Annotated in this window: 18 protein-coding genes; 6 read left to right on the plus strand and 12 right to left on the minus strand. The window is 72.5% G+C overall.

Translation table 11 applies throughout. From position 1 onward, the window contains the following. Positions 1–575: transglycosylase domain-containing protein (locus QSK31_RS04945; protein ID WP_285681446.1), on the minus strand; the 575-nt coding region annotated here is incomplete at its 3' end. Positions 576–970: 395 nt separating this feature from the next. Between QSK31_RS04945 and QSK31_RS04950 the strand changes: the two genes are divergently transcribed. Then, positions 971–1735 (plus strand): methyltransferase domain-containing protein, encoded by a 765-nt coding sequence (locus QSK31_RS04950; protein WP_285681447.1) that lies wholly within the window; start codon positions 971–973, stop codon positions 1733–1735. Positions 1736–1825: 90 nt separating this feature from the next. Here QSK31_RS04950 and QSK31_RS04955 read toward each other — a convergent pair whose 3' ends face one another. The 9 genes from QSK31_RS04955 to QSK31_RS04995 all read right to left on the minus strand — a co-directional run bounded on the left by QSK31_RS04955 (position 1826) and on the right by QSK31_RS04995 (position 10746). Next, positions 1826–3289, minus strand: a complete 1464-nt coding sequence (locus QSK31_RS04955; RefSeq protein ID WP_285681449.1) for an acyl-CoA synthetase — start codon at positions 3287–3289, stop codon at positions 1826–1828. Between the two features lie 2 nt (positions 3290–3291). Further along, a complete protein-coding gene (locus QSK31_RS04960; protein ID WP_285681451.1) occupies positions 3292–3747 on the minus strand; it encodes a MaoC family dehydratase in 456 nt (151 codons plus the stop codon). Then, a complete protein-coding gene (locus QSK31_RS04965) occupies positions 3744–4631 on the minus strand; it encodes an amidohydrolase family protein (protein WP_285681453.1) in 888 nt (295 codons plus the stop codon). The genes QSK31_RS04960 and QSK31_RS04965 overlap by 4 nt, the downstream gene beginning before the upstream one ends. Position 4632: 1 nt before the next feature. Further along, positions 4633–5529, minus strand: a complete 897-nt coding sequence (locus tag QSK31_RS04970) for an SDR family oxidoreductase (protein ID WP_285681454.1) — start codon at positions 5527–5529, stop codon at positions 4633–4635. A gap of 844 nt (positions 5530–6373) precedes the next feature. Further along, entirely contained in the window at positions 6374–7315 is a 942-nt protein-coding gene (locus QSK31_RS04975) for a branched-chain amino acid ABC transporter permease (protein WP_285681456.1), read from the minus strand. Further along, positions 7312–8172, minus strand: a complete 861-nt coding sequence (locus QSK31_RS04980; protein ID WP_285681458.1) for a branched-chain amino acid ABC transporter permease — start codon at positions 8170–8172, stop codon at positions 7312–7314. The genes QSK31_RS04975 and QSK31_RS04980 overlap by 4 nt, the downstream gene beginning before the upstream one ends. Further along, entirely contained in the window at positions 8169–8840 is a 672-nt protein-coding gene (locus QSK31_RS04985) for an ABC transporter ATP-binding protein (RefSeq protein WP_285681459.1), read from the minus strand. The genes QSK31_RS04980 and QSK31_RS04985 overlap by 4 nt, the downstream gene beginning before the upstream one ends. Then, positions 8837–9607 carry an ABC transporter ATP-binding protein gene (locus QSK31_RS04990; protein ID WP_285681460.1) on the minus strand — a complete coding sequence of 257 codons (771 nt, stop codon included), beginning with the start codon at positions 9605–9607 and terminating at the stop codon, positions 8837–8839. Before QSK31_RS04990 ends, QSK31_RS04985 begins: the two co-directional genes overlap by 4 nt. Beyond that, positions 9604–10746, minus strand: a complete 1143-nt coding sequence (locus QSK31_RS04995) for an ABC transporter substrate-binding protein (protein WP_285681462.1) — start codon at positions 10744–10746, stop codon at positions 9604–9606. The genes QSK31_RS04990 and QSK31_RS04995 overlap by 4 nt, the downstream gene beginning before the upstream one ends. Positions 10747–10875: 129 nt before the next feature. On the opposite strand from QSK31_RS04995, the gene QSK31_RS05000 reads away from it, so the two are divergent. Further along, complete coding sequence (locus QSK31_RS05000; protein ID WP_285681463.1) at positions 10876–11658, plus strand: PaaX family transcriptional regulator; 783 nt, start codon at positions 10876–10878, stop codon at positions 11656–11658. Positions 11659–11701: 43 nt separating this feature from the next. On the opposite strand, the gene QSK31_RS05005 is transcribed toward QSK31_RS05000, so the two are convergent. After that, entirely contained in the window at positions 11702–12781 is a 1080-nt protein-coding gene (locus tag QSK31_RS05005; protein ID WP_285681465.1) for a zinc-dependent alcohol dehydrogenase, read from the minus strand. Continuing rightward, positions 12774–13742, minus strand: coding sequence for a Gfo/Idh/MocA family protein (locus tag QSK31_RS05010; RefSeq protein ID WP_285681466.1), 969 nt, complete (start codon positions 13740–13742; stop codon positions 12774–12776). The genes QSK31_RS05005 and QSK31_RS05010 overlap by 8 nt, the downstream gene beginning before the upstream one ends. A gap of 160 nt (positions 13743–13902) precedes the next feature. Between QSK31_RS05010 and QSK31_RS05015 the strand changes: the two genes are divergently transcribed. From QSK31_RS05015 to QSK31_RS05030, 4 genes are all read left to right on the plus strand, one after another. Next, positions 13903–14913 carry a glucosyl-3-phosphoglycerate synthase gene (locus tag QSK31_RS05015; RefSeq protein ID WP_285681468.1) on the plus strand — a complete coding sequence of 337 codons (1011 nt, stop codon included), beginning with the start codon at positions 13903–13905 and terminating at the stop codon, positions 14911–14913. Continuing rightward, on the plus strand, positions 14910–16034 hold the full coding sequence (locus QSK31_RS05020; protein ID WP_285681469.1) for a glycosyltransferase: 1125 nt from the start codon (positions 14910–14912) through the stop codon (positions 16032–16034). Before QSK31_RS05015 ends, QSK31_RS05020 begins: the two co-directional genes overlap by 4 nt. A gap of 80 nt (positions 16035–16114) precedes the next feature. Beyond that, a complete protein-coding gene (locus QSK31_RS05025) occupies positions 16115–18235 on the plus strand; it encodes a putative bifunctional diguanylate cyclase/phosphodiesterase (RefSeq protein ID WP_285681471.1) in 2121 nt (706 codons plus the stop codon). A gap of 11 nt (positions 18236–18246) precedes the next feature. Further along, positions 18247–19659: a sensor domain-containing phosphodiesterase gene (locus QSK31_RS05030; RefSeq protein ID WP_285681475.1), complete on the plus strand. Its 1413-nt coding sequence runs from the start codon at positions 18247–18249 to the stop codon at positions 19657–19659. The last annotated feature ends 4 nt before the right edge of the window (positions 19660–19663 follow it).

Genomic DNA, 19663 nt, shown 5'->3' on the forward strand with positions numbered 1-19663 from the left:
CGCATGATGCCCTTCATGTCGATGCCGTGATGGTCGAGGAACCCCTTGTCCTCGGCGGCCATCACCGCCTCGCTGATGATCGGGTTGATGCTCTGGTACGGCAGCAGGGACCGGTTGGTGTCACCGATGGTGGCCAGCGGCGTCGTGTCGTTGGCCGCGAACAGCTGGGTGACCTGGTCCTCGGCCTTGGGCTCGGTGAGCTGCACATCGTCGAAGAACCAGGTGCCGGCGACCACACCGCCACCGAGCAGGATCACCACGACCGCCGCCAGCGCGGTCAGGATGTTCGCCCGGCGCCGCTTCTTGGCCGCCTTGGTCCGGTCCTTACCCGGCGGCGGCGGACCACCAGGACCTGCCAGATCGTCGTACACCGGCCCGGGCACCGGTCCGGGCGGGACCGCGGCCCTGGCCACCGACGCCGACCCGACCCGGGCCGTGCCCACCGACGCACGCCCACCGACCCGGGCCGACCCGACCGAGGCCGAGCCCACCGAGGCACGGCCACTGTTTCCGCCCACGGAGGCCGAACCACTCACGCCGGCACGGCCGGACTGCGGATCACCGTACGAGTTCATCGGGCACACCTACCGGTCATCGTGTCGCGCGGGCGAGGCATTGTCGGCACATCGAATCGAAAGGCACGATCGGGGCGACATGATGCCATCTCTCGACCATGTCGGTACCCCCGGTGGCTTTCGCGGCGGCCTCGTCGTGCGGTGGACGGTCGACGACAGGCAGGCCAGGGCCGTCATGAAGCGTCCGAACTGGACCGGATGCCGCCAGCTCGGACCGAGGTCGTTCCGACTCGAGCGGTCGTGACCGGCGCCGTGGCGTGGGCGACGACGCGCCGCAGAGTGTCGAAGGTCTCCAACGAGTGCCCGGCCACATTGTCAACGAGTGCCTGGCCACATTGTCCTGGCCACATTGTCTCGTAGAGTGGACTCCGCGCGACGACCCCGAGAGGATGCGAATGTCTCTGCAAGCCACTCAGGCCGAGTCGACGAGCCGCCGTCGGCGCCACCACGCCGGGCGCACCGCCGAGTCGCACGCCGCGTTCCTGCTGCCTCATCTGCGGCCGGGCATGGCCCTGCTCGATCTCGGCTGCGGTCCCGGCTCGATCACCGTCGGCCTGGCCGCCGCCGTCGCGCCGGGCGGGACCACCGGCATCGACGTGGATCCCGAGCCCATCGACGGCGTCACCGTGGTGGCCGGCGACGCCACCCACCTGCCGTTCCCGGACGACAGCTTCGACGCCATCCACGCCAGTGCGGTGCTCCAGCACGTGCCCGATCCCCTCGCGGTGCTGCGAGAGGCGCGCCGGGTCGCCCGTCCCGGCGCGGTGATCGGCGTCGTCGACGCCGACTGGGACGGCGAGTTGCTGTACCCGGCGGACGACGTGATCCGCCGGTCGATGGAGATCGCCCGAAAGCTGCGGGAGGGCACCAGCCCGTTCGTCGGCAAGCAGCTGCGTCACCTGCTGACCGAGGCGGGTTTCGTTCGCGCCGAGGGATTCGCCCGGGTGACCCACCACGGCACGGTGGACGAGGTCGCCGGCGTCAGCTCGTTCACCGCGTCACTCTTCCGCTACCCGGCCGCCGTCGACCGTGCGGTGGCCGAGGGCTGGGCGACGGCGGCGGAGCTCGAGGAGATGAGCCTGGCCTGGACGGCCTGGGGCGAGCAGCCCGGCGCGTTCCTGGCCCGGTTCTGGTGCGAGGCCGTCGCCTGGGCGGAGTAGCCCCCTGTCACCACGCGGCGCGCCAGTGATGGACGAGGCCGGTTGACTACCGCGACAACATCGTCGTCTTCGCCGCCTTGACCCGATGACCTACGGCAGCGGCGCGGCTCGTAGCGCCGACTTGCGGACCTTGTTGGACGCCGTGCGGGGGAGCTCGCCGACGACGTCGAGGTAGCGCGGGATCTTGTAGCGGGCCAGCCGCAGCTCCAGGAAGGCCCGGATCTCGGCCGCGTCCACCCGCCTGCCGGGCGCCGGCACGAGGAAGGCCCGCCCGGTCTCGCCCCAGGTCTCGTCGGGCACGCCGACCACCGCGGCCTCGGCGACCGCCGGATGGTCGAACAGCACCGCCTCCACCTCGGCCGGGTAGACGTTCTCGCCGCCGGAGATGTACATGTCCTTGATGCGGTCGACGATGCGGTAGTGGCCGTCGGGACCGACGACGGCGACGTCGCCGGAGCGGAACCATCCGTCGGTGAAGGCGTCGCGGGTGGCCGCCGGGTCGTTCCAGTAGCCGGGCGTGACGTTGGGCCCGCGCACGAGGACCTCCCCGGGCTCGCCGGGCTCGGTGTCGCTGAGGTCCGGGCGTACGCATCGCACGTCGGTGAAGAACACGGGAGCGCCCGCCGATCCGGGGTGGCTGACGCTCTCCGGCGCATCGAGGAAGGTCGCGCCGGGCGCCGTCTCGGTCATGCCGTAGCCCTGGCAGAAGGTCAGCCCGCGCTTTTGATAAAGCTCGATCAAAGCTGAGGGTACGGACGTCCCGCCGGTCAGCAGCCTGCGGATCGAGCCGAGATCCGCCGTGGGCCAGCGCGGCGAGGCGGCCAGCGCGGCGTACATCGACGTGACGCCGAACATCAGCGTGATCCGGTGGCGTTCGATGGCGTCCAGGCAGCCGTCGACGTCCCAGCCGGGCATGATGACCGAGCAGCCGCCCTTGAGGAACGTCGGCAGCAGGCACTGGTTGAGCGTCGCGACGTGGAAGAGCGGCGCGCTGGCCAGGGTCACCTCGTCGCCGGCGACGTCCACGCCGACGAGCAGGTTGTAGGTGTTCCAGACGATGTTGGCGTGGGTGAGCACCGCGCCTTTGGGCCGCCCGGTGGTGCCGGAGGTGTAGAGGATGCACGCGGGGTCGTCGTCGGCGGTGGCCGGGACGCCGATCGGGGCGTCGTCGCCGGCCGCGAGCCAGGGTTCGTAGTCGTCGAGGGTCACCGTGACGATCGCCGTCCGGACGACGAACGAGGGCGCGTGGATCAGCAGGCGCGCGCCGCTGTGCTCCAGCATGTACTCGATCTCGGGGGCGGCGAGCCGGAAGTTGAGCGGGACGAACACGCCGCCCGCCGCGTACGTGGCGAACATGGTCTCGACGAAGGCCGGATGATTGGGGCCGAGGTAGGCGACCCGGTCGCCGGGACGCACCCCGGCGGCACGCAAGCGGCTCGCGAGCCGGGCCACCCGGTCGGCGAGCTGCGCGTAGGTGGTCGCGCGGCCGGCGTACACCAGGGCGGTGCGGTCGGGGGAGATCAGGGCGCGGCGCGCCGGCCAGGTCCCGAGCATGGTCAGGCGTACTGGCGGAAGACGGCGCGGGCGACGCAGGCCGGCTTGTCGGCGCCGTCGATCTCGACGGTGAAGTCGAGGGCCAGCTGCACGCCGTTGCCGGACACCTCCTCGACGCCGGCCACGGTGCCGGCCAGCCGGATCTTGGCGCCGACCCGCACCGGGCCGGGGAAGCGGACCCGGTCGAGGCCGTAGTTGATGCCCATCCGGACGCCGCGGATCTCGAGGAGCTCCTGGAACAGCGGGATGACAAGGGACAGGGTGAGGTAGCCGTGGGCGATCGTGCCCCGGAACGGTCCCGCGGCGGCCCGGTCGGCGTCGACGTGGATCCACTGGTGGTCGCCGGTGGCGTCGGCGAACGTGTTCACCCGGTCCTGGGTGATCTCCAGCCACGAGCTGTGGCCGAGGTCGCGTCCGGTCAGAGCCTTGAGCTCGTCGAGTCCGGTGACGGTGATCATGGGCGGGACTCCTTGTCGGTGGTGAGGCCGAGCAGCCGGGCGGCGTTGTCCTTGAGGATCTTCGGGCGTACGTCGGGCTTGATGTCCAGATCGGCGAAGTCGGCCAGCCATCGGTCCGGGGTGAGGACCGGGTAGTCGGAGCCGAACAGCACCTTGTCGCGCAGCAGGGTGTTGGCGTAGCGGACGAGTTGCGGCGGGAAGTACCTGGGCGACCAGCCGGAGAGGTCGATGTGGACGGACGGCTTGTGCGTGGCCACCGCCAGCGCCTCGTCCTGCCACGGGAACGAGGGGTGGGCGAGGATGATCCGCAGATCCGGGAAGGTCGCCGCGACGTCGTCGACGAGCATCGGGTTGGAGTACCGCAGGCGGATGCCCCCGCCACCGGGCACCCCGGCGCCGATCCCCGTCTGTCCGGTGTGGAACAACGCGGGGACGCCGAGCTCCTCGATCGCCTCGTACAGCGGGAAAGCCATCGGGTCGTCCGGAGCGAAACCCTGGAGGCTGGGGTGGAATTTGAAGCCGCGCACCCCGTGTGCCTCGACCAGCCGCCGTGCCTCGCGCACCCCGGCCCGGCCCTTGTGCGGGTCGATGCCGGCGAACGGGATCAGCACGTCCGGGTGGCGGGCGCAGTCCTCGGCGATCTCCTCGTTGGGAATCCGCGGGTGCCCGGTGGCGTGCTCGGCGTCGACGGTGAAGACCACGGCGGCCATCCGGCGCTCGCGGTAATACGCCGCGGTCTCGTCGATTCCGGGCTGCCGTGGCGCTCCCGACCTGAAGTACGCCCCGGAGGCGGCGAGCAGCTCGGGGCTCAGCGAGCCGCGCCCGTCGCGCCCGATCTCGGCGTGGGTGTGCACGTCGATCGCGGTCAGTTTCTCGACGTCCACGTCACACCGCCGGGATTCCGTACGTCTCGGGCTCGGCGCCCACCCCGGACGGCCAGGCGGCGGCGATCGCCTCGGCGGTCCAGCCTCCGTCGGCGAAGGCGACCGTCTTCTCGGCCGGGTGCGACCACAGCGCGAGCCGGTCGCCGCCGACGCCGATCGCCTGGCCGGTGATGTCCGCCGCCGCGTCCGACGCCAGGAACGTGATCAGCCCGGTGACGTCCTCGACGGTGCCGAGTCCCGCGTCGCGCCGCAGCCGCGCCGGCAGCGGCTGCCCGGTGCGTTCGGCCTCCTCGATCAGCGGCGCGAACGCGGGGATGGTCCGGGTCATCTCGGTGGCGGCGACCGGCACGACGGCGTTCACGGTGATCCGCGACCGGGCCAGCTCCATCGCCCAGGTGCGGGCCATGGCGGCGATCCCGGCCTTGGCCGCCGCATAGTTGGTCTGCCCGAAGTTGCCGCGCTGCCCGGCCGGTGAGCCGACCAGGATCAGCCGGCCGCCGTCGCCCTGCTCGCGCATCCGCACGGCCGCGGCCCGCGCGCAGGTGAACGTGCCGCGCAGATGCACCCGCACCACCGCGTCGAAGTCGTCGTCGGTCATCTTCCACAGCACCCGGTCGCGCAGGATGCCCGCGTTGGTGATCAAGACATCGATCCTGGTGTACGCGCGGACCGCGGTCTCGACGAGCAGTTCGGCGGTCTCTGTCCCGCCCACCTCGGCGGCGACCCCGGTGGCCGCGCCGCCGTCCTTGGCGATCGCCTCGACCGCGGCGTCCACGGCGCCGGGGTCGAGGTCGTTGACGACGACGGAGGCGCCGGCGGCCGCCAGGGCGCGGGCATAGCCCAGTCCGAGGCCGCGTCCGCTCCCGGTGACGACGGCGACCTTCCCGTGCAGATCCATGAGCTCTCCTGATCTCCCGCCGGCGCGGGAAAGAACGTTCGTTCTCTTCTATGAACGGGCGGGTCGTCAGCGGGCGAGGTCGAAGGGCGCGGGTAGGGGCTCGGCCGGTAGTGCACATACGAGTGGGACGGCAGGCCCGGCGGCCACCGGCCGGACGTGACGCGCCGTTCGAGCGTGCCCAGCGCGGCCGGCATCTCGTCGTCGGTGAACGTGCGGTGCCCGGCCCGGTCGACGAAGGCCTGCCGCAGCTGCCCGAGCCGGCCCGCCCGGGCGGCCGTGTCCCGGTAGGCCGCCCGCACCTGGACCGGCACGAGCTCGTCGCCGGTGGTGTGGATGGTCATCAGCGGCTTGTCGAGGCGCCCGGTGAACGAGATGTTGCGCGCCATGAAGGCGACGGCCCGGCGGTCGGCGGAGATCCGAGGCGCGGCGGCCAGTGCGGCGAGGTCCCGCTCGACGGTCACGCCGGCCTCGCGGTACAGCGCCAGGACCTCGTCGCGCTCGGCCGAGCGGGCCAGCATGCGCCGGTAGTCGACGCCCGTGTTCCACGACATGTTCCCGCCCGAGCGGCTCTCCGCCTCCTGTCGCCACGACAGTCCTACATAGACGGTCGTGCCGATCGCGCCGGGGGAGATGTTGTGCAGCGCCGCGGCGAGGGCCGTGCGCGCCCGTCCGAGCGGGGTGGCCTGGGCCGCGCCGAGCGCCGCCGACAGCGTGGCGATCGACGCGGCCGCCGTCGCCTGGTCGGGCAGCCGGACCAGCGGCACCGTGGAACCCGGCAGCAGCAGGGTGCGCAGCGCGAAGAGCGGGTCGAGCGTGCTGGCCGGCGCCATGGCGAGGAGGAGCTTCATGGCCTGCGTTCCTTCACGAGGCGGTCGGTCACGGCGGGGACGATGCCGCGGGGGAGGTACAGCACGGTGACGACGAGCAGCAGGGCGTAGACGGCGTACGACAGCACGCTCGGCGCGTAGCCGGGCATGCCGGGCTGGGTGCCGAGCGTGTTGAGCGCCTGGACCAGCAGCACGATGACGGTGGCGCCGACCACCGGGCCGGCGATCGTGCCGAGCCCGCCGACGACCGCCATCACCACGAACTCGATGGACAGCAGCACCGGGAACGAGCCCGGCGACAGGTAGCCGAGGTAGAACGCGTAGACGCCACCGGCCAGCCCGGCGAACGCCGCCGACAGGGCGAACACGGTCAGCCGGTAGCGGCCGATCGCCACGCCACCGGCCGCCGCCGCGATCTCGCTGGTCGCGGCGGCACGCAGCCCGCGCCCGGCCCGGGAGGCGACGATGTTGCGGGAGATCACCAGCACCACCGCGAGCACGGCCCAGGACAGGTACGCGTACCCGAGGTCGCCGCCGACCGGGAGGGTGGGTATGCCCTGCAGACCGATGGCGCCGCCCGCCCAGTCGCCGCGCCCGAGCAGGGACAGCAGGATCAGCTGCATGGCCAGCGTGGCGAAGGCCAGGTGGTGCCCGCGCAGCCGCAGCAGGGGAGCGCCGAGCAGCACCGCCGCCACGGCCGCGACCACCGGCGCCGCGAGCAGTCCTGCCAGGGTCGGCACGCCGTGCACGGTGAGCAGGCCGGCCGCGTACCCGCCGATCGCGTAGAAGGAGGCCTGCCCGAGCGAGACCTGACCGGCGTACCCCATCAGCATCGACACCCCGGCGGTGACGGTCGCGGCCAGCCCGAGCAGCACGAAGGTCCCGAGATGCCGTTCCGGCAGGAGCGGCGGCAGGGCGAGCGTGACGACCACGGCGGCGACGAGCAACCAGCGGTTCATCGGGCCGGCTCCGGGACCGCGCCGCGCCGGGAGGCCTGCACGATCATCACGGCGAGCATGAGGACCAGAGCCACCTCCAACTGGTACGCGCTGCCCCCGTACCCGGCGATCAGGGTTTGGGCGACGCCGAGCAGGAGGCCGCCGCCGAGCGCGACCACCGGCCGGGTCAGGCCGCCGAGGATCGCGGCCGCGAATCCGTTGACCAGCAGTGTCACGTCGCTGTCGAAGGTCACCTGCTGCACCGGCGTGGTCAGGACTCCGGCGAGGCCGCCGAGCGCGCCGCCCAGCGCGAACGCGAGCAGGCCCATCCGCCGCACGTCGATGCCCACGACCAGTGCCGCGTAGGGGTTGGAGGCGCAGGCGGACAGCGCCTTGCCCACGTCGGTGCGGGCGAAGAACGCGGCCATGGCCAGGAACACCGGCACGGTCACGGCGAGGATCAGCAGGTAGTGGGCCTGCAGCCGGGCGCCGCCGACCACTGCCACGCCGGGCACTCCGGCGAACGACCGCGGCTGGTCACCCCAGATCACGATCTCGATCGCGTACGCGAAGATGCCGAGCCCCAGCGTGATGATCAGCGACGTGCCGGGCGTGGTGCCGGGACGGCCGATCGCGACGAGGCCCACGAGCAGCCCGGCGAGCGCGGCGGTCAGCACCCCGGTGAGTTCGGCGAACCCGTGCGGCAGCCCGGCCGCGAGCAGCGACGAGGTGAGCATGGCGGCGACGACGGCGAAGGCGCCCTGCGCGAAGTTGACCACCCGGGTGACCCGGTGGATGGCCACCAGGCCGCTGGCGACGAGCGCGTACCCGGCGCCGATGCCGAGGCCGGTCAGCAGGTACCCGAGGAAGTCGCTCACCGCACCGGCCCACCCAGGTAGGCGGCGGTCACCCGCTGGTTGTGTGCCAGGTCGTCGGCCGGTCCGTGCAGGACGATCCGCCCGGCCTCCAGGACGTACGCCCGGCGGCAGAGGTCGAGCGCGAGGCGGGCGTTCTGCTCGATCAGCAGCACCGCCAGCCCCCGCTCGGCGTTGAGCGTGCGCAGATGGGCGATCAGATCGGTGACCACCAGCGGGGCCAGGCCCAGGCTGAGCTCGTCGACCACCAGGACGTCGGGGCGGGCCATCAGCGCCCGCCCGATCGCCACCATCTGCTGCTCGCCGCCGGAGAGCAGACCGGCGCGGCGGCGTCGCAGGCCGTCCAGAGCGGGCAGCAGCCGGTAGATCTCCGTGGTGTCACGGCCGCCGCGCCCGTTGCGCCAGCCGCCGAGGCGTAGATTGTCGTCCACGCTCAGGTCGCCGAACATCTCCCGGCCCTCGGGCACCTGCGCGAGCCGGCCCCGGACCGTGACCCGGCCCGCCGCCGGGCGCACCAGCCCGGACAGCGCCTTGACCAGCGTGGTCTTGCCCGCCCCGTTGGGGCCGATCAACGCCACGAGGTCACCCTCGGCCACGGTCAGGTCGACGCCGTCCAGCGCGGTGGCGCCGCCGTAGCGCACCGTCAGCCCGGCGACCTCGGCGACGTTCACGCCGCGGTGCCCAGGTAGGCGCCGACCACCCGCGAATCGGCCCGGATCTCGGCCGCGGTGCCGTCGGCGATCACCCGGCCCAGGTCGAGCACGGTGACCCGGTCGGCGAGGCGCATCACGAACGCCACGTCGTGCTCGACGAGCAGGATCGTCAGCCCGTCGCCGCGGAGATCCTCGACGAGCGTGGCAAGGCGTTCCCGCTCGGCCGTGCGCAGCCCGGACGCCGGCTCGTCGAGCAGCAGCAGGCGCGGCCGGCCGCAGAGCGCCCGGGCCAGCTGCAGCGCGCGCTGCTGGCCGAGCGGCAGTTCCTCGGCCGGCCGGTGCGCCCAGTCCTCGATGCCGGTGCGGCGCAGGCACTCGGCGGCGCGGTCGCGGATCTCGCGTTCCTCGCGACGGTGCGACGGCAGCCGGAACGCGGCGGCGAGGAACCCGGCGTGGGTGGTCGCGTGCGCGCCGGCCATCACGTTCTCCAGCGTGGTCATGCCGGGGAAGATCCGGGCCGCCTGGAACACCACGCCGACACCGAGCCGGGCCCGGCGGTGCGGTGGCAGGCGATCGATGCGGACGTCGTCCAGCCGTACGGAGCCGGCGTCGGGCGCGAGCTGGCCGCCGATCAGGCCGAACAGCGTGGACTTGCCGGCGCCGTTCGGCCCGATCACCGCCCGCAGCTCACCCGGCGCCACGCTCAGGTTTGCATCGCGTACGGCGAAGACACCGCCGAAGGCGCGAGACACCCCCGAGACCTCGAGCGCGGCGCCGGACGTCACCTGCCACCGACCGTGGCGAGCTTGGCCTTGGAGTAGCCGGTGGGCACGAACCCGCCGTCCCGGACCGTGTTGAGGGAGATGTAGTCGGTGGTCAGTCCGCTGTGGTCGGTCGCCGAATACTTGTAGGTGCCGTTGGGCGTGGTCAGGGTCAGCCCCTCGAGCGCGTCCCGGACCTTCTCCCGGTCCGAGCTGCCGGCCTTCGCGATCGCCGCCGCCAGCAGCTTCACCCCGCTGTAGCCGTCCTGCGCGAACTGTGGCGGCGGGTATCCGTGCGCGGCGGTGAAAGTGGTGGCCAGCTCGTCGATCGCGGCCTTCTGCGGACCGGCCGGCAGGGCGTTGCCGACCACTCCGATCGAGCTGGCGACGGTGACGCCCTCGGCCGCCGGACCGGCCGGGTCGAGGAACAGCTTGCTGGCCTGCGAGCCGGTCATCACCAGCGGGATCTTCAGGCCGGACGCGGCGTACTGCTTGGTCAGCGCCACCGCGGGCGCGCCGGTCGCCCACACCATCAGCGCCTGCGCCTGCGACGACCGGACGTGGGTGAACACCGCCCCGAACTCGGTGGCGCTGGTCTGGAACTCCTCGACCGGCTCGAGCGTCACCCCGTACGTCGCGGCCTTGCTCTTCAGGCCCTTGGCCCCGGCGTTCGCGTAGCTGCTCCGGGTGTCGAAGGCGACCGCGAGCCGGGTCACCCCGGTGGCCTTGAGGTACTGCAGGGTCGCCTCGGCGTAGGTGCCGGCGGTGGCCGGGACGACGAAGACGTACGGATGGATGGGCTGGACCTGCTCGTCGGCCGGTGTGAGCGACAGGTACGGGACCTTCTCCCGGTCGACCAGCGGGATCGTGGCCAGCGCGGAGTTGGAGAACGGCGAGCCGATGATCGCGTCGGCGTCGCCCTTGACCTCGTTGAAGGCCAGCACCGCCTGGTCGGGCAGGCTCTTGTCGTCGCGGACGGTCAGCTCGATGCGCCGCCCGCCCACCCCGCCGGCGTCGTTGATCTGTTGGACGGCCAGGGCGACGGACTTCTGGTTCTCGCTGCCCAGCGGCGAGTAGTTGCCGGTCAGCGAGACGATCTGGGCGACCCGGACGGGGTCGTCGCCGTCCGCGGCGTCGCCGCCGCAGCCGGCCGTTGCGGTCACGAGGATGAGGGCGGATAGGAGCGGCACTGCTCTACGCACGAGTACCTCCGCGTTTCGGTCCCGTTACGGTAGGTATCGAAGTTAGGCTCTTTCGTATCGGCCGTCAACAATCTGACTAACATCGATGCCATGCCGTCCCCGCAGACCCTGGTCCTGATGCTGCTCGGCGACTTCGTCCTCGACCGGGACGTCTGCGTCTACTCCGGCAGCGTCATCGACACGCTCGCCCGGCTCGGCATCTCCTCGCACGCCACCCGCTCGACGCTCACCCGGATGGCCGGCCGCGACCTGCTGCGCCGTCAGCGCCACGGCCGCCGGATGTACTTCGGGCTCACCCCGCGATCGACCGCGATCCTGCGCGACGGCCGCCGGCGCATCTGGGACACCGGCGCGGTCAACGACCGGTGGGACGGCACCTGGACGCTGCTCAGCTTCTCGCTGCCCGAGTCCTGGCAGCGGCAGCGCCACGACCTGCGGTCCCAGCTCAGCTGGACCGGGTTCGGACCGCTGCAGGGCGGGCTGTGGATCGCGCCCGGCGAGGTGAACGCCCGCGACATCGTCACCGGGCTCGGCCTGGAGGCGCACGCCCGGGTCTTCCACGCCCGCGTCGACGAGATCACCGACATCGCGGCCATGATCGCCGACGCGTACGACCTGGCCGAGGTGGCCGCCCGTTACCAGGACTTCCTCGACCGCTGGGAGAACGCGCCGGCAGCGCCCGACCCGCTCGCGGCGCGGCTGAGACTGACCGCCGAGTGGCTCGACGCCATCCGCCGTGATCCCCGACTGCCGGTCGAGCACCTCCCGGCCGACTGGCCCGCCGTCCGTGCGCAGAAACTCTTCCGGGATCTGGAGCTCTGCTACGCCGAGCCCACCGCCCCGCTCGACCTGCAACCGGTGCGCGAGCAGTGACGGACTCCGCGTGCGGACGGTCGACTGTGGACGGTACTACCGGTCAGAAGGCCAGCACGGCCTGCACCTCCTGGCGGCGGCGGTCGGCGAGGTCGGTCAGCAGGGCCGGCCCGTCGTCGAACGGGACCACCGCGGTGATCAGGTGGCGGCGGATCGCGTCGCCGTCGCGGTGCAGCAGACGGACGGTCTCGGCGGACAGCCGTTCGCGGTCCCAGGTCGCGCCGAGCCCGCGCGGCACCCGGCCGATCTGGGCGCAGCGGACCGTCAGGCCGTTGTGGTGGAACTCGGCGCCGAGCCGTACCTCGTCCGCGCCGCCCTGGTAGAAGGCCAGGTCGATGACGGTGCCCTGCGGGCGTAGCAGGCGCAGCGCCAGGTGCAGGGCGGACGCCTGACCGCGGCACTGGAACACCACGTCGGCGCCGCGGTCGTCGGCGGTGTGCCGCCAGGTCGTCTTCAAGGTGACCGCGATGTCATCGGCGTCCGGGTCGAGCGCCTCCAGACCGAGCGCCTCGGCGATCGACCGCCGCTGCGGGGTCGGGTCGATCACCACCACCGACGCGGCGTGGTGCGCGCGGGCGAACAGCGCGGTGAGCAGGCCGACCACGCCGGCGCCGACGACCGCGACCCGGCGGCCCTCGACGCCGTCGCCGAGCCGGCGCGCACCCGGGCCGTACAGGTCGGCGGCGGCGTGCAGCAGGCCGTTGGCGCAGATCGGGCCCATGTGCGCGACGTAGATGCCGAGGATCGGGTCCAGGCCGGCGGGCAACGGCACCACCCGGTCGCGCAGCGGGTCGCCGGTCCAGCCGGTCCGGTGCCCGTACGTCATCGCCACGACTTCGCCTTCGGCGACCGCCGGGGTGTCGCTGCGTTCCACCCGGCCGACCTCCATGTAGCCGAGGCGGGTCACCGGGTACGGGTCCGGGGCGTCGCCGGCGCGGAACAGGCCGAGCGCCGGGTCGAACCGTTCGTGCAGCGCCGGGTTGGTGCCCTTGACGAAGCTGAGCTCGGTGCCGGCCGAGACGCCGCTGAACAGCGTGCGCACCCGGAACGGGCCCGGCGCTCGCGGTTCCTCGACGATCTCCGGCTTGCCCGGCCCGGTCACCACCAGGTTGCGGTCAGACATGCGGCACCGCCACCGGGCGGCCGATGCGGGCGGACTCGGCCACGGCGGCGGCGAGCGCGTGGGTGCGCAGAGCTTCGGCGTACGGGACGCGCACGTCCTTGCCGTCGCCGCGCACCGCCTCGACGAACGCCCGGTCGACGGCCACGCGGGCGTCGTCCGGGTCGGTGTCGACGCTCCACTCGCCGTCCCCGTCGCGGACCGTCAGCTTGTCCTCGGTGATCGCCAGCGCCAGGCCGTCCGCATAGATCTCCAGGCCGGCCCGCTGCTTCCAGCCCAGCACACAGGTCGCGGCGAGGGTGCCCACGGCGCCGCCCGCGAAGCGCAGCGTGGTCACGGTCGCGCCGTCGATGTCGGCGCCGTCGACCGCAGGCGGGATGCCGTTGCCCGTCGCGTTCACCTCGTCCACCTCGCCGACCAGGTGCCGGAGCAGGTCGAGCACGTGCGCGGCCTGTTCGACGACCGGCCCGCCGGAACGGTCGCGGTGCGGCCACCACGCCACCGGGGGCACCTTGTCCAGCCAGGCGCCGGTCACCAGGCGTACCGGCCGATCCCCGAGCACCTCGCGGGCCCGCTCCACGACGGTGCTGTAGCGCCAGTGATGACCGACCCCGGTGAGCAGCCCCCGCTGGGCGATCAGGGTCGCCGTCTCGCGTGCTTTCTCCAATTTGATCTCTATGGGCTTTTCCACGAAGAGAGGAAGACCGGCCTCGATGACCGCTCGTTCCGCCGGCCCGTGGGCGAACGGCGGGACGCACACGTAGACCGCGTCGACGCCCTCGGCGAGCAAGGCCGCAACGTCCGGCAGAGCGCTCGCGCCGTGCTCGGCCGCGAGCTCGCGGGCGGCCGCCGGTTGGACGTCCGTAACTCCTGCCACCTGCACATCCGGCAGGCCGGACAGGACGCGCGCATGCCTCTGTGCCACGCCGCCCGCGCCGACCAGTCCCACCCTTGTCGCCCCCATCGGGCCTCCCGTCGTCGTTCAGCGGTTCCGGCCTGAAGACTTCCGCGGCGTGGCGAGTCGAAACCTCGGACCGATCTTGTTCACACGCCGGAAAGATTGTTCCGGGCACTGTGGGGAATGCGGTGATCTCCAATCGCATCGAGCCTCGGGGGATCCGCGCATGCAGCAGTCGACTTCACCGGCCGTCTCGCCTGTCGTCGAGGCCTGGGCCACGTACCGCACCGGCAACGCCACGCAGTGGAGCGCACGTCACCTGGCCGCGGCCAAACGCGGCACCCGGGTCAGCGTGGTCATCCCGGCCCGCAACGAACAGCAGACGATCGGCGCGATCGTGACGACCATCCGGCGCTGCCTGGTGGCCGAGGTCCCGCTGGTGGACGAGATCGTGGTGGTGAACTCGCGCTCCACCGACGCCACGGCCGCCCGCGCCCGGGCGGCCGGAGCCCGGGTCGTCGATCAGGACGAGGTCACCCGGGGCCTGCCCCGGATGGAGGGCAAGGGCGACGCGCTCTGGGCCGGCCTGGCCGCCAGCACCGGTGACATCGTCGCGTTCGTCGACGGCGACCTGCGCGACTTCTCCGCGGCGTTCGTCACCGGGCTGCTCGGCCCGCTGCTCACCGACCGGTCGGTGGAGTACGTCAAGGGCTTCTACCACCGCCCGCTGGTCGGCGCGGCCGGCGTCGAGGCGGACGGCGGCGGCCGGGTCACCGAGATCAGCGCCCGTCCGCTGCTCAACCTGTTCTGGCCGGATCTGGCCGGCTTCGTGCAGCCGCTGGCCGGCGAGTACGCGGGCCGCCGGGCCACCCTGGAGCGCATCCCGTTCGTCTCCGGCTACGGCGTCGAACTCGCCATGCTCATCGACCTGCTCGACCTCGTCGGCCTGGACGCGCTGGCCCAGGTCGACCTCGGCGAGCGCCACCACCGGCATCAGAGCCTGGACGCGCTCGGCCGGATGTCCGCGCAGATCATGGTGACCGCATGGAGCCGGCTGCACCGCCGCGGCCTGGTCACCGAGCCACAGCCGCCGGCCACCGCGCTCACCCAGTTCAGCCGGGGCGGCACCGATCCGCTGCCGCACCTCAACCGCGAGGTCAGCACGGCCGACGTGAGCGTGGGCGAGCGCCCGCCGCTGGCCACCATGCCCCGCCCGGCGACGGTGCCGGCCGCATGAGGGTGCTGATGAACGCCGGCCCGTGGCTGCCGGTCCCGCCTCGTGGCTACGGCGGCATCGAGAACGTGATCGCGACCCTGGTGCCGGAGCTGCGCCGGCTCGGGGCCGAGGTCGTGCTGGCGACCGTGGGGGACAGCGACCTGGCCGTCGAGGAACGGGTCGCGGTCTTCCCCAGCGGCCGGTTCGACGAGTTGCAGCGCCCGTACAACCAGGTCTGCGGCGTGGTTCCGGCGCACCAGCACGCGGTGGTCCGGCGGCTCGACCGCGGCGACATCGACCTGGTGCACGACCACGTCGAGGCGGCCGGCCTGACCATGCTGGCCGGGCTCGGGCCGGATGCGCCGCCCGGGCTGCACACCCTGCACTGGGATCTGCGGAAGCATCCCGAGCTGTACGGCACCTTCGACGGTGGCTCTCGCGTACGCGTCAACGGCGTCTCCGCCGACCAGCTGACGCACGCCCCGGAGGCGTTGCGCGCGCACGCCGTGGGTCACGTGCACCTGGCGACCCCGCTGGCCGACGGCGCGGATCGCCGCGCGCGTACGGAGAAGAGCCCGTATGCCGTGGTCCTCGGCCGCATCACCCCGGGCAAGGGACAGGACCTCGCCGCGCGGCTGGCACACAGCGCCGGCTTCGACCTGGTGCTGGCCGGTCCGATCGGCCCCTACCGGCAGCCCGCCGACCTGCTGGCGGCCGACCAGCGGAACCCGGACGTGCGGTTCTGGCACGAGGAGGTGGCGCCGCACGTCGACGGCGACCGGGTCCGCTGGGTGGGCACGGTCGCCGGGGCGGCGCGGGACAGCCTGGTCGCGTCCGCCGAGGTGGCGCTGTTCCCGTTGCGCTGGAACGAGCCCGGCGGCACCGCGGTGGTCGAGTCGCTGGCGCTGGGCACCCCGGTCGTCGGCATCGCCCGGGGCTGCCTGCCCGAGCTCGTCGAGCACGGCCGCACCGGGCTGATCACGACGGACGAGGAGGAGCTGGGGGAACTCGTCCACGCGGCGCGACGCCTCGAGGAGGCCGAGTGCCGGGCCGAGGCCGCCCGGCGCTTCACCCCGGCGACGATGGCCGCCGCCTACCTGGGGCTTTACGAGCGGATCAGCGCCCCGGTTCCTGCCGGATAAGGGGACCGCAACGCCCGGGTGTCCGGAAAGTTTCGGCTGTCCTCTTATGCGGTCACCGCTCAAGGTCGATACTGCGAAACGTGTGGCAGCGAATCCGTCGTCGGAGCGCCGACGTCCGCCTGGGCGTGAAGATCGTCGTCGTGTCCGTCGCCGGCTCGATGATCTTCGCCGTCCTGGGCGTGGTGGGTCAGGTGAGGCTTCACGACCTGTCGGCCCGCCAGGACGGCGAATACCGGACGAACGTCACCGCGCTCGGCCTGATGACCTCGATGCGGTCGGCCATCGGTGGTCAGCAGGAGGCGGTCCTGTCGTTCATCCTCTCCGACGCGGGCCCGTACCGGGACGCGTTCGGCGCCGCGATCGCCACTACCGACCGCACGATCGACGACAGCCTCACCCGCCTCGCCGGCATCGGCCTGCCGCCGGCGGAGACCAAGATGCTCGCCGCCGTCCGCTCGGACATCGGGATCTGGCGCAAGTCCCGCGGCGTCGCGCTGGGCGCGGCCCAGGAACAGAACGACCGGCAGGGCGTCGTCTACACGATCGTCCGGCTCGAGTCGGTCGCCCGGGCGGTCAAGCAGTCGTCCGACGATCTGCTCAACCGCCTGGTCGAGAAGGTCGCGGCCGGCGCCAAGCAGGCTTCCACGGACAGCGCCGAGCTCGCCCGGCTGATGCTGGTGCTCGGCGTCGTCAGCCTGGTCGCCGCGCTGGCCATCGCCCTGATCCTGGTCCGCGGCATCTCGCGCCCGCTGTCGGAGGTGGTGGACGTGCTGAGCCGGGTCGCGAGCGGCGACCTGAGCAAGAAGGTGACCGTCCGGAGCCGGGACGAGATCGGCCGGATGGGCGAGGCGCTGAACACCACCCTGGAGGTCCTGCGGCACAGCTTCGACGCCGTGCAGTACCAGGCCTCCCACGACAGCCTCACCGGGCTCGCGAACCGGTCGCTGCTCCAGCGGCAGATGCAGGCCGCCGAACGGCAGGCGCGGACCTCGGCCGGCGGCGCGATCGTGCTGCTCGACCTGGACGGCTTCAAACAGGTCAACGACATGTTCGGGCACGCGGCCGGCGACCGGGTCCTGACCATCACGGCGCAGCGGCTGGTACGCACCCTGCGCGGCGCCGACACCGTCGCCCGGCTGGGCGGCGACGAGTTCGCGGTGCTGCTCACCGACATGCCCGGCCCGGCCGAGCTGCAGCGCCTGGTCGAGGTGCTCGTCGAAGCCCTGGAACAGCCCGCCGACTTCAACGGGCGCACGCTGTCGCCGCGGGTGAGCGTCGGCGCCGCCCTGTGGGAGCAGGGTCAGGGTGCGGAAGCGGTCATGCGTTCCGCCGACGAAGCGCTCTACCTGGTCAAAACCGTCCGCAAGGGCATCCATCCCGATCGGCGGCGTGGCCGGGACTGGCTCGCGGCCGACCTGCGGACCGCCCTGCAGGAGGAGCAGTTCGAGGTCTGGTACCAGCCGCTGGTCCGGCTCGAGGACGAGCGCCCGGTCGGTGTCGAGGCGCTCGTCCGCTGGCACCACCCCGACCAGGGCACCATCTCACCGGCCGAGTTCATCCCGATCGCCGAGCACGCCGGCGTCATCTACCCGCTCGGGCTCTGGGTCCTCGAGCAGGCGTGCCGCCAGGTCCGGGCGTGGCAGCAGCACCTGCCGGGCGGCAGCGACCTCTACGTGAGCGTGAACCTGTCGCCCCAGCAACTGCACGACCCGAAGCTGGTCGACGACGTGGTGTCGGTCGTGCGCGAGACCGGCCTCGACCCGCGGTCCCTCGTCCTCGAGGTGACCGAGTCCGCCATCGTCGACGAGCGTCAGGCGGTTCCCAACCTCCTTGCGCTTCGCGCCCATGGCGTACGCATCGCGATCGACGACTTCGGCACCGGCTACTCGTCCCTGCACTACCTGGCCAGCCTCCCGATCGACATCGTGAAGATCGACCAGTCGCTGGTCAGCGGGCTGGACGGCTCCCCGGAACGGGCGGTGATCATCGAGGCGGTCGTCCACCTGAGCCGTGTTCTGCGGTTCAGCACCGTGGCCGAGGGCATCGAGACCACCGACCAGGCGAGCGAACTGCGACTGCTCGGCTGCGTCGTCGGCCAGGGGTACCTGTGGTCACCGCCACGTCCCGCCGACGACATCCGGTCGCACCTGACCGTCCTGCCCCTCATCAGCGACGAGCGGCGGCCGATAAGAACGGTGTGACCGTCCCCCATGTGCGTGACGACGCCGACCCGGCCGCGAAGGCCGTTTCCGGCATCGAGGGCACGAGGCGGGTGCTGTCCTGGGCGATCGTGGTGGTGGGCATCGGCGTCCTGACCGCCTTCACGTCGTACCTGTGGGACTGGTCCGAGGTCTTCATCGGCGGCGAGGCGCCGGAACGGGACGAATGGCTGGAACTGGTCGGCGCGGCCTGGCTACCGGTCGTCGTGGCGGCGGTGATCCGCCTGGTGCGGGCCCACCGGGCGCTGACGACGACCGCGCTGGAGGCGCTCGACGCCTTCGACCAGACGGTTCACACCAGCCACGGCTGGGCCTGGCGGATCGACCACGACCGCCGCATCCTGCATTCCAGCGACGGCATCCGGGCGTTGCTGGGGTACGACCCGGAGGACGTACTCGGCAGCGACGTGCTGGACCTGCTCCACTGCGACGAGAGCCGGCCGCTGATCCTGGCCAGGCTTCAGAGCGAAGCCGCGACCAAGAACTGGGACGACTGGCAGACCAGGCTCAGACACCGCGACGGATCCGTCCGCCACGTGCGCAGCAGCGTCACTCCCATCCTGAGCAAGGAGGGCCGGGGGAGCGGCAACCGCATCGTCGCCTACCGCGGCTTCACCACCGACGTCACCGCGGAGGTGGTCGCCGCCGCGGCGGACCAGGCCCGCGAGTTGCAGGAGCAGGCCGCGCACGCCCGGATCAGCGCGGTGCTGGCCGATCCGCGGGCGTTGCAGATCGTCTTCCAGCCGATCGTCGACGTCCGCGCGCACCGGACCATCGGCATGGAGGCGTTGTCGCGGTTCGCCGGCGAGCCGTACCGCACGCCGGACGTCTGGTTCGACGAGGCGTGGCAGGTCGCGCAGGGCCCCGCACTGGAACTGCATGCCATCGGCGTCGCCTGCGCGCAACTGGCGACCCTGCCCGCCGACATCTACCTGTCGGTCAACGTCTCGCCGCAGACCATGAGCACCCCGCGGTTCACCACCCTGCTGGCCGATCTGGGCGCGGACGCGCACCGGATCGTCGTGGAGGTGACCGAACACGCCGCGGTCACCGACTACGACGTCCTCGCGGCCGCCGTCAAGCGGTTGCGCGGCTTCGGCGCCCGGGTCGCCGTCGACGACGCCGGTGCGGGCTACTCGTCCATGCAGCACGTGCTGCGGCTGACCCCGGACATCATCAAGCTCGACCGCGGGATCGTCGCCGGCATCGACGAGGACGCCGCGAAACGCGCCCTGGTCACCGCGATGACGGGTTTCGCCGCCTCGCTGAACATGACCGTCGTCGCCGAGGGCGTCGAGACGGACGCCGAACTGAAGGCCCTGATCGGCGCGGGCATCCACCACGCGCAGGGCTACCTGCTCGGCCGTCCGGCGCCGTTGACGCCGGCCGTCCCGGTCCCGACGTAGCCGC

This window comes from Actinoplanes sp. NBRC 103695 (assembly GCF_030269485.1).
GTDB lineage: Bacteria > Actinomycetota > Actinomycetes > Mycobacteriales > Micromonosporaceae > Actinoplanes.

Excerpts from the sequence above, each read along its gene's own strand:
- QSK31_RS04950 (WP_285681447.1), top strand. The coding sequence starts at position 971 with ATGTCTCTGCAAGCCACTCAGGCCGAGTCGACGAGCCGCCGTCGGCGC.
- QSK31_RS04955 (WP_285681449.1), bottom strand. The coding sequence starts at position 3,289 with ATGCTCGGGACCTGGCCGGCGCGCCGCGCCCTGATCTCCCCCGACCGC.
- QSK31_RS04960 (WP_285681451.1), bottom strand. The coding sequence starts at position 3,747 with ATGATCACCGTCACCGGACTCGACGAGCTCAAGGCTCTGACCGGACGC.
- QSK31_RS04970 (WP_285681454.1), bottom strand. The coding sequence starts at position 5,529 with ATGGATCTGCACGGGAAGGTCGCCGTCGTCACCGGGAGCGGACGCGGC.
- QSK31_RS04975 (WP_285681456.1), bottom strand. The coding sequence starts at position 7,315 with ATGAACCGCTGGTTGCTCGTCGCCGCCGTGGTCGTCACGCTCGCCCTG.
- QSK31_RS05000 (WP_285681463.1), top strand. The coding sequence starts at position 10,876 with ATGCCGTCCCCGCAGACCCTGGTCCTGATGCTGCTCGGCGACTTCGTC.
- QSK31_RS05005 (WP_285681465.1), bottom strand. The coding sequence starts at position 12,781 with ATGTCTGACCGCAACCTGGTGGTGACCGGGCCGGGCAAGCCGGAGATC.
- QSK31_RS05010 (WP_285681466.1), bottom strand. The coding sequence starts at position 13,742 with ATGGGGGCGACAAGGGTGGGACTGGTCGGCGCGGGCGGCGTGGCACAG.
- QSK31_RS05015 (WP_285681468.1), top strand. The coding sequence starts at position 13,903 with ATGCAGCAGTCGACTTCACCGGCCGTCTCGCCTGTCGTCGAGGCCTGG.
- QSK31_RS05020 (WP_285681469.1), top strand. The coding sequence starts at position 14,910 with ATGAGGGTGCTGATGAACGCCGGCCCGTGGCTGCCGGTCCCGCCTCGT.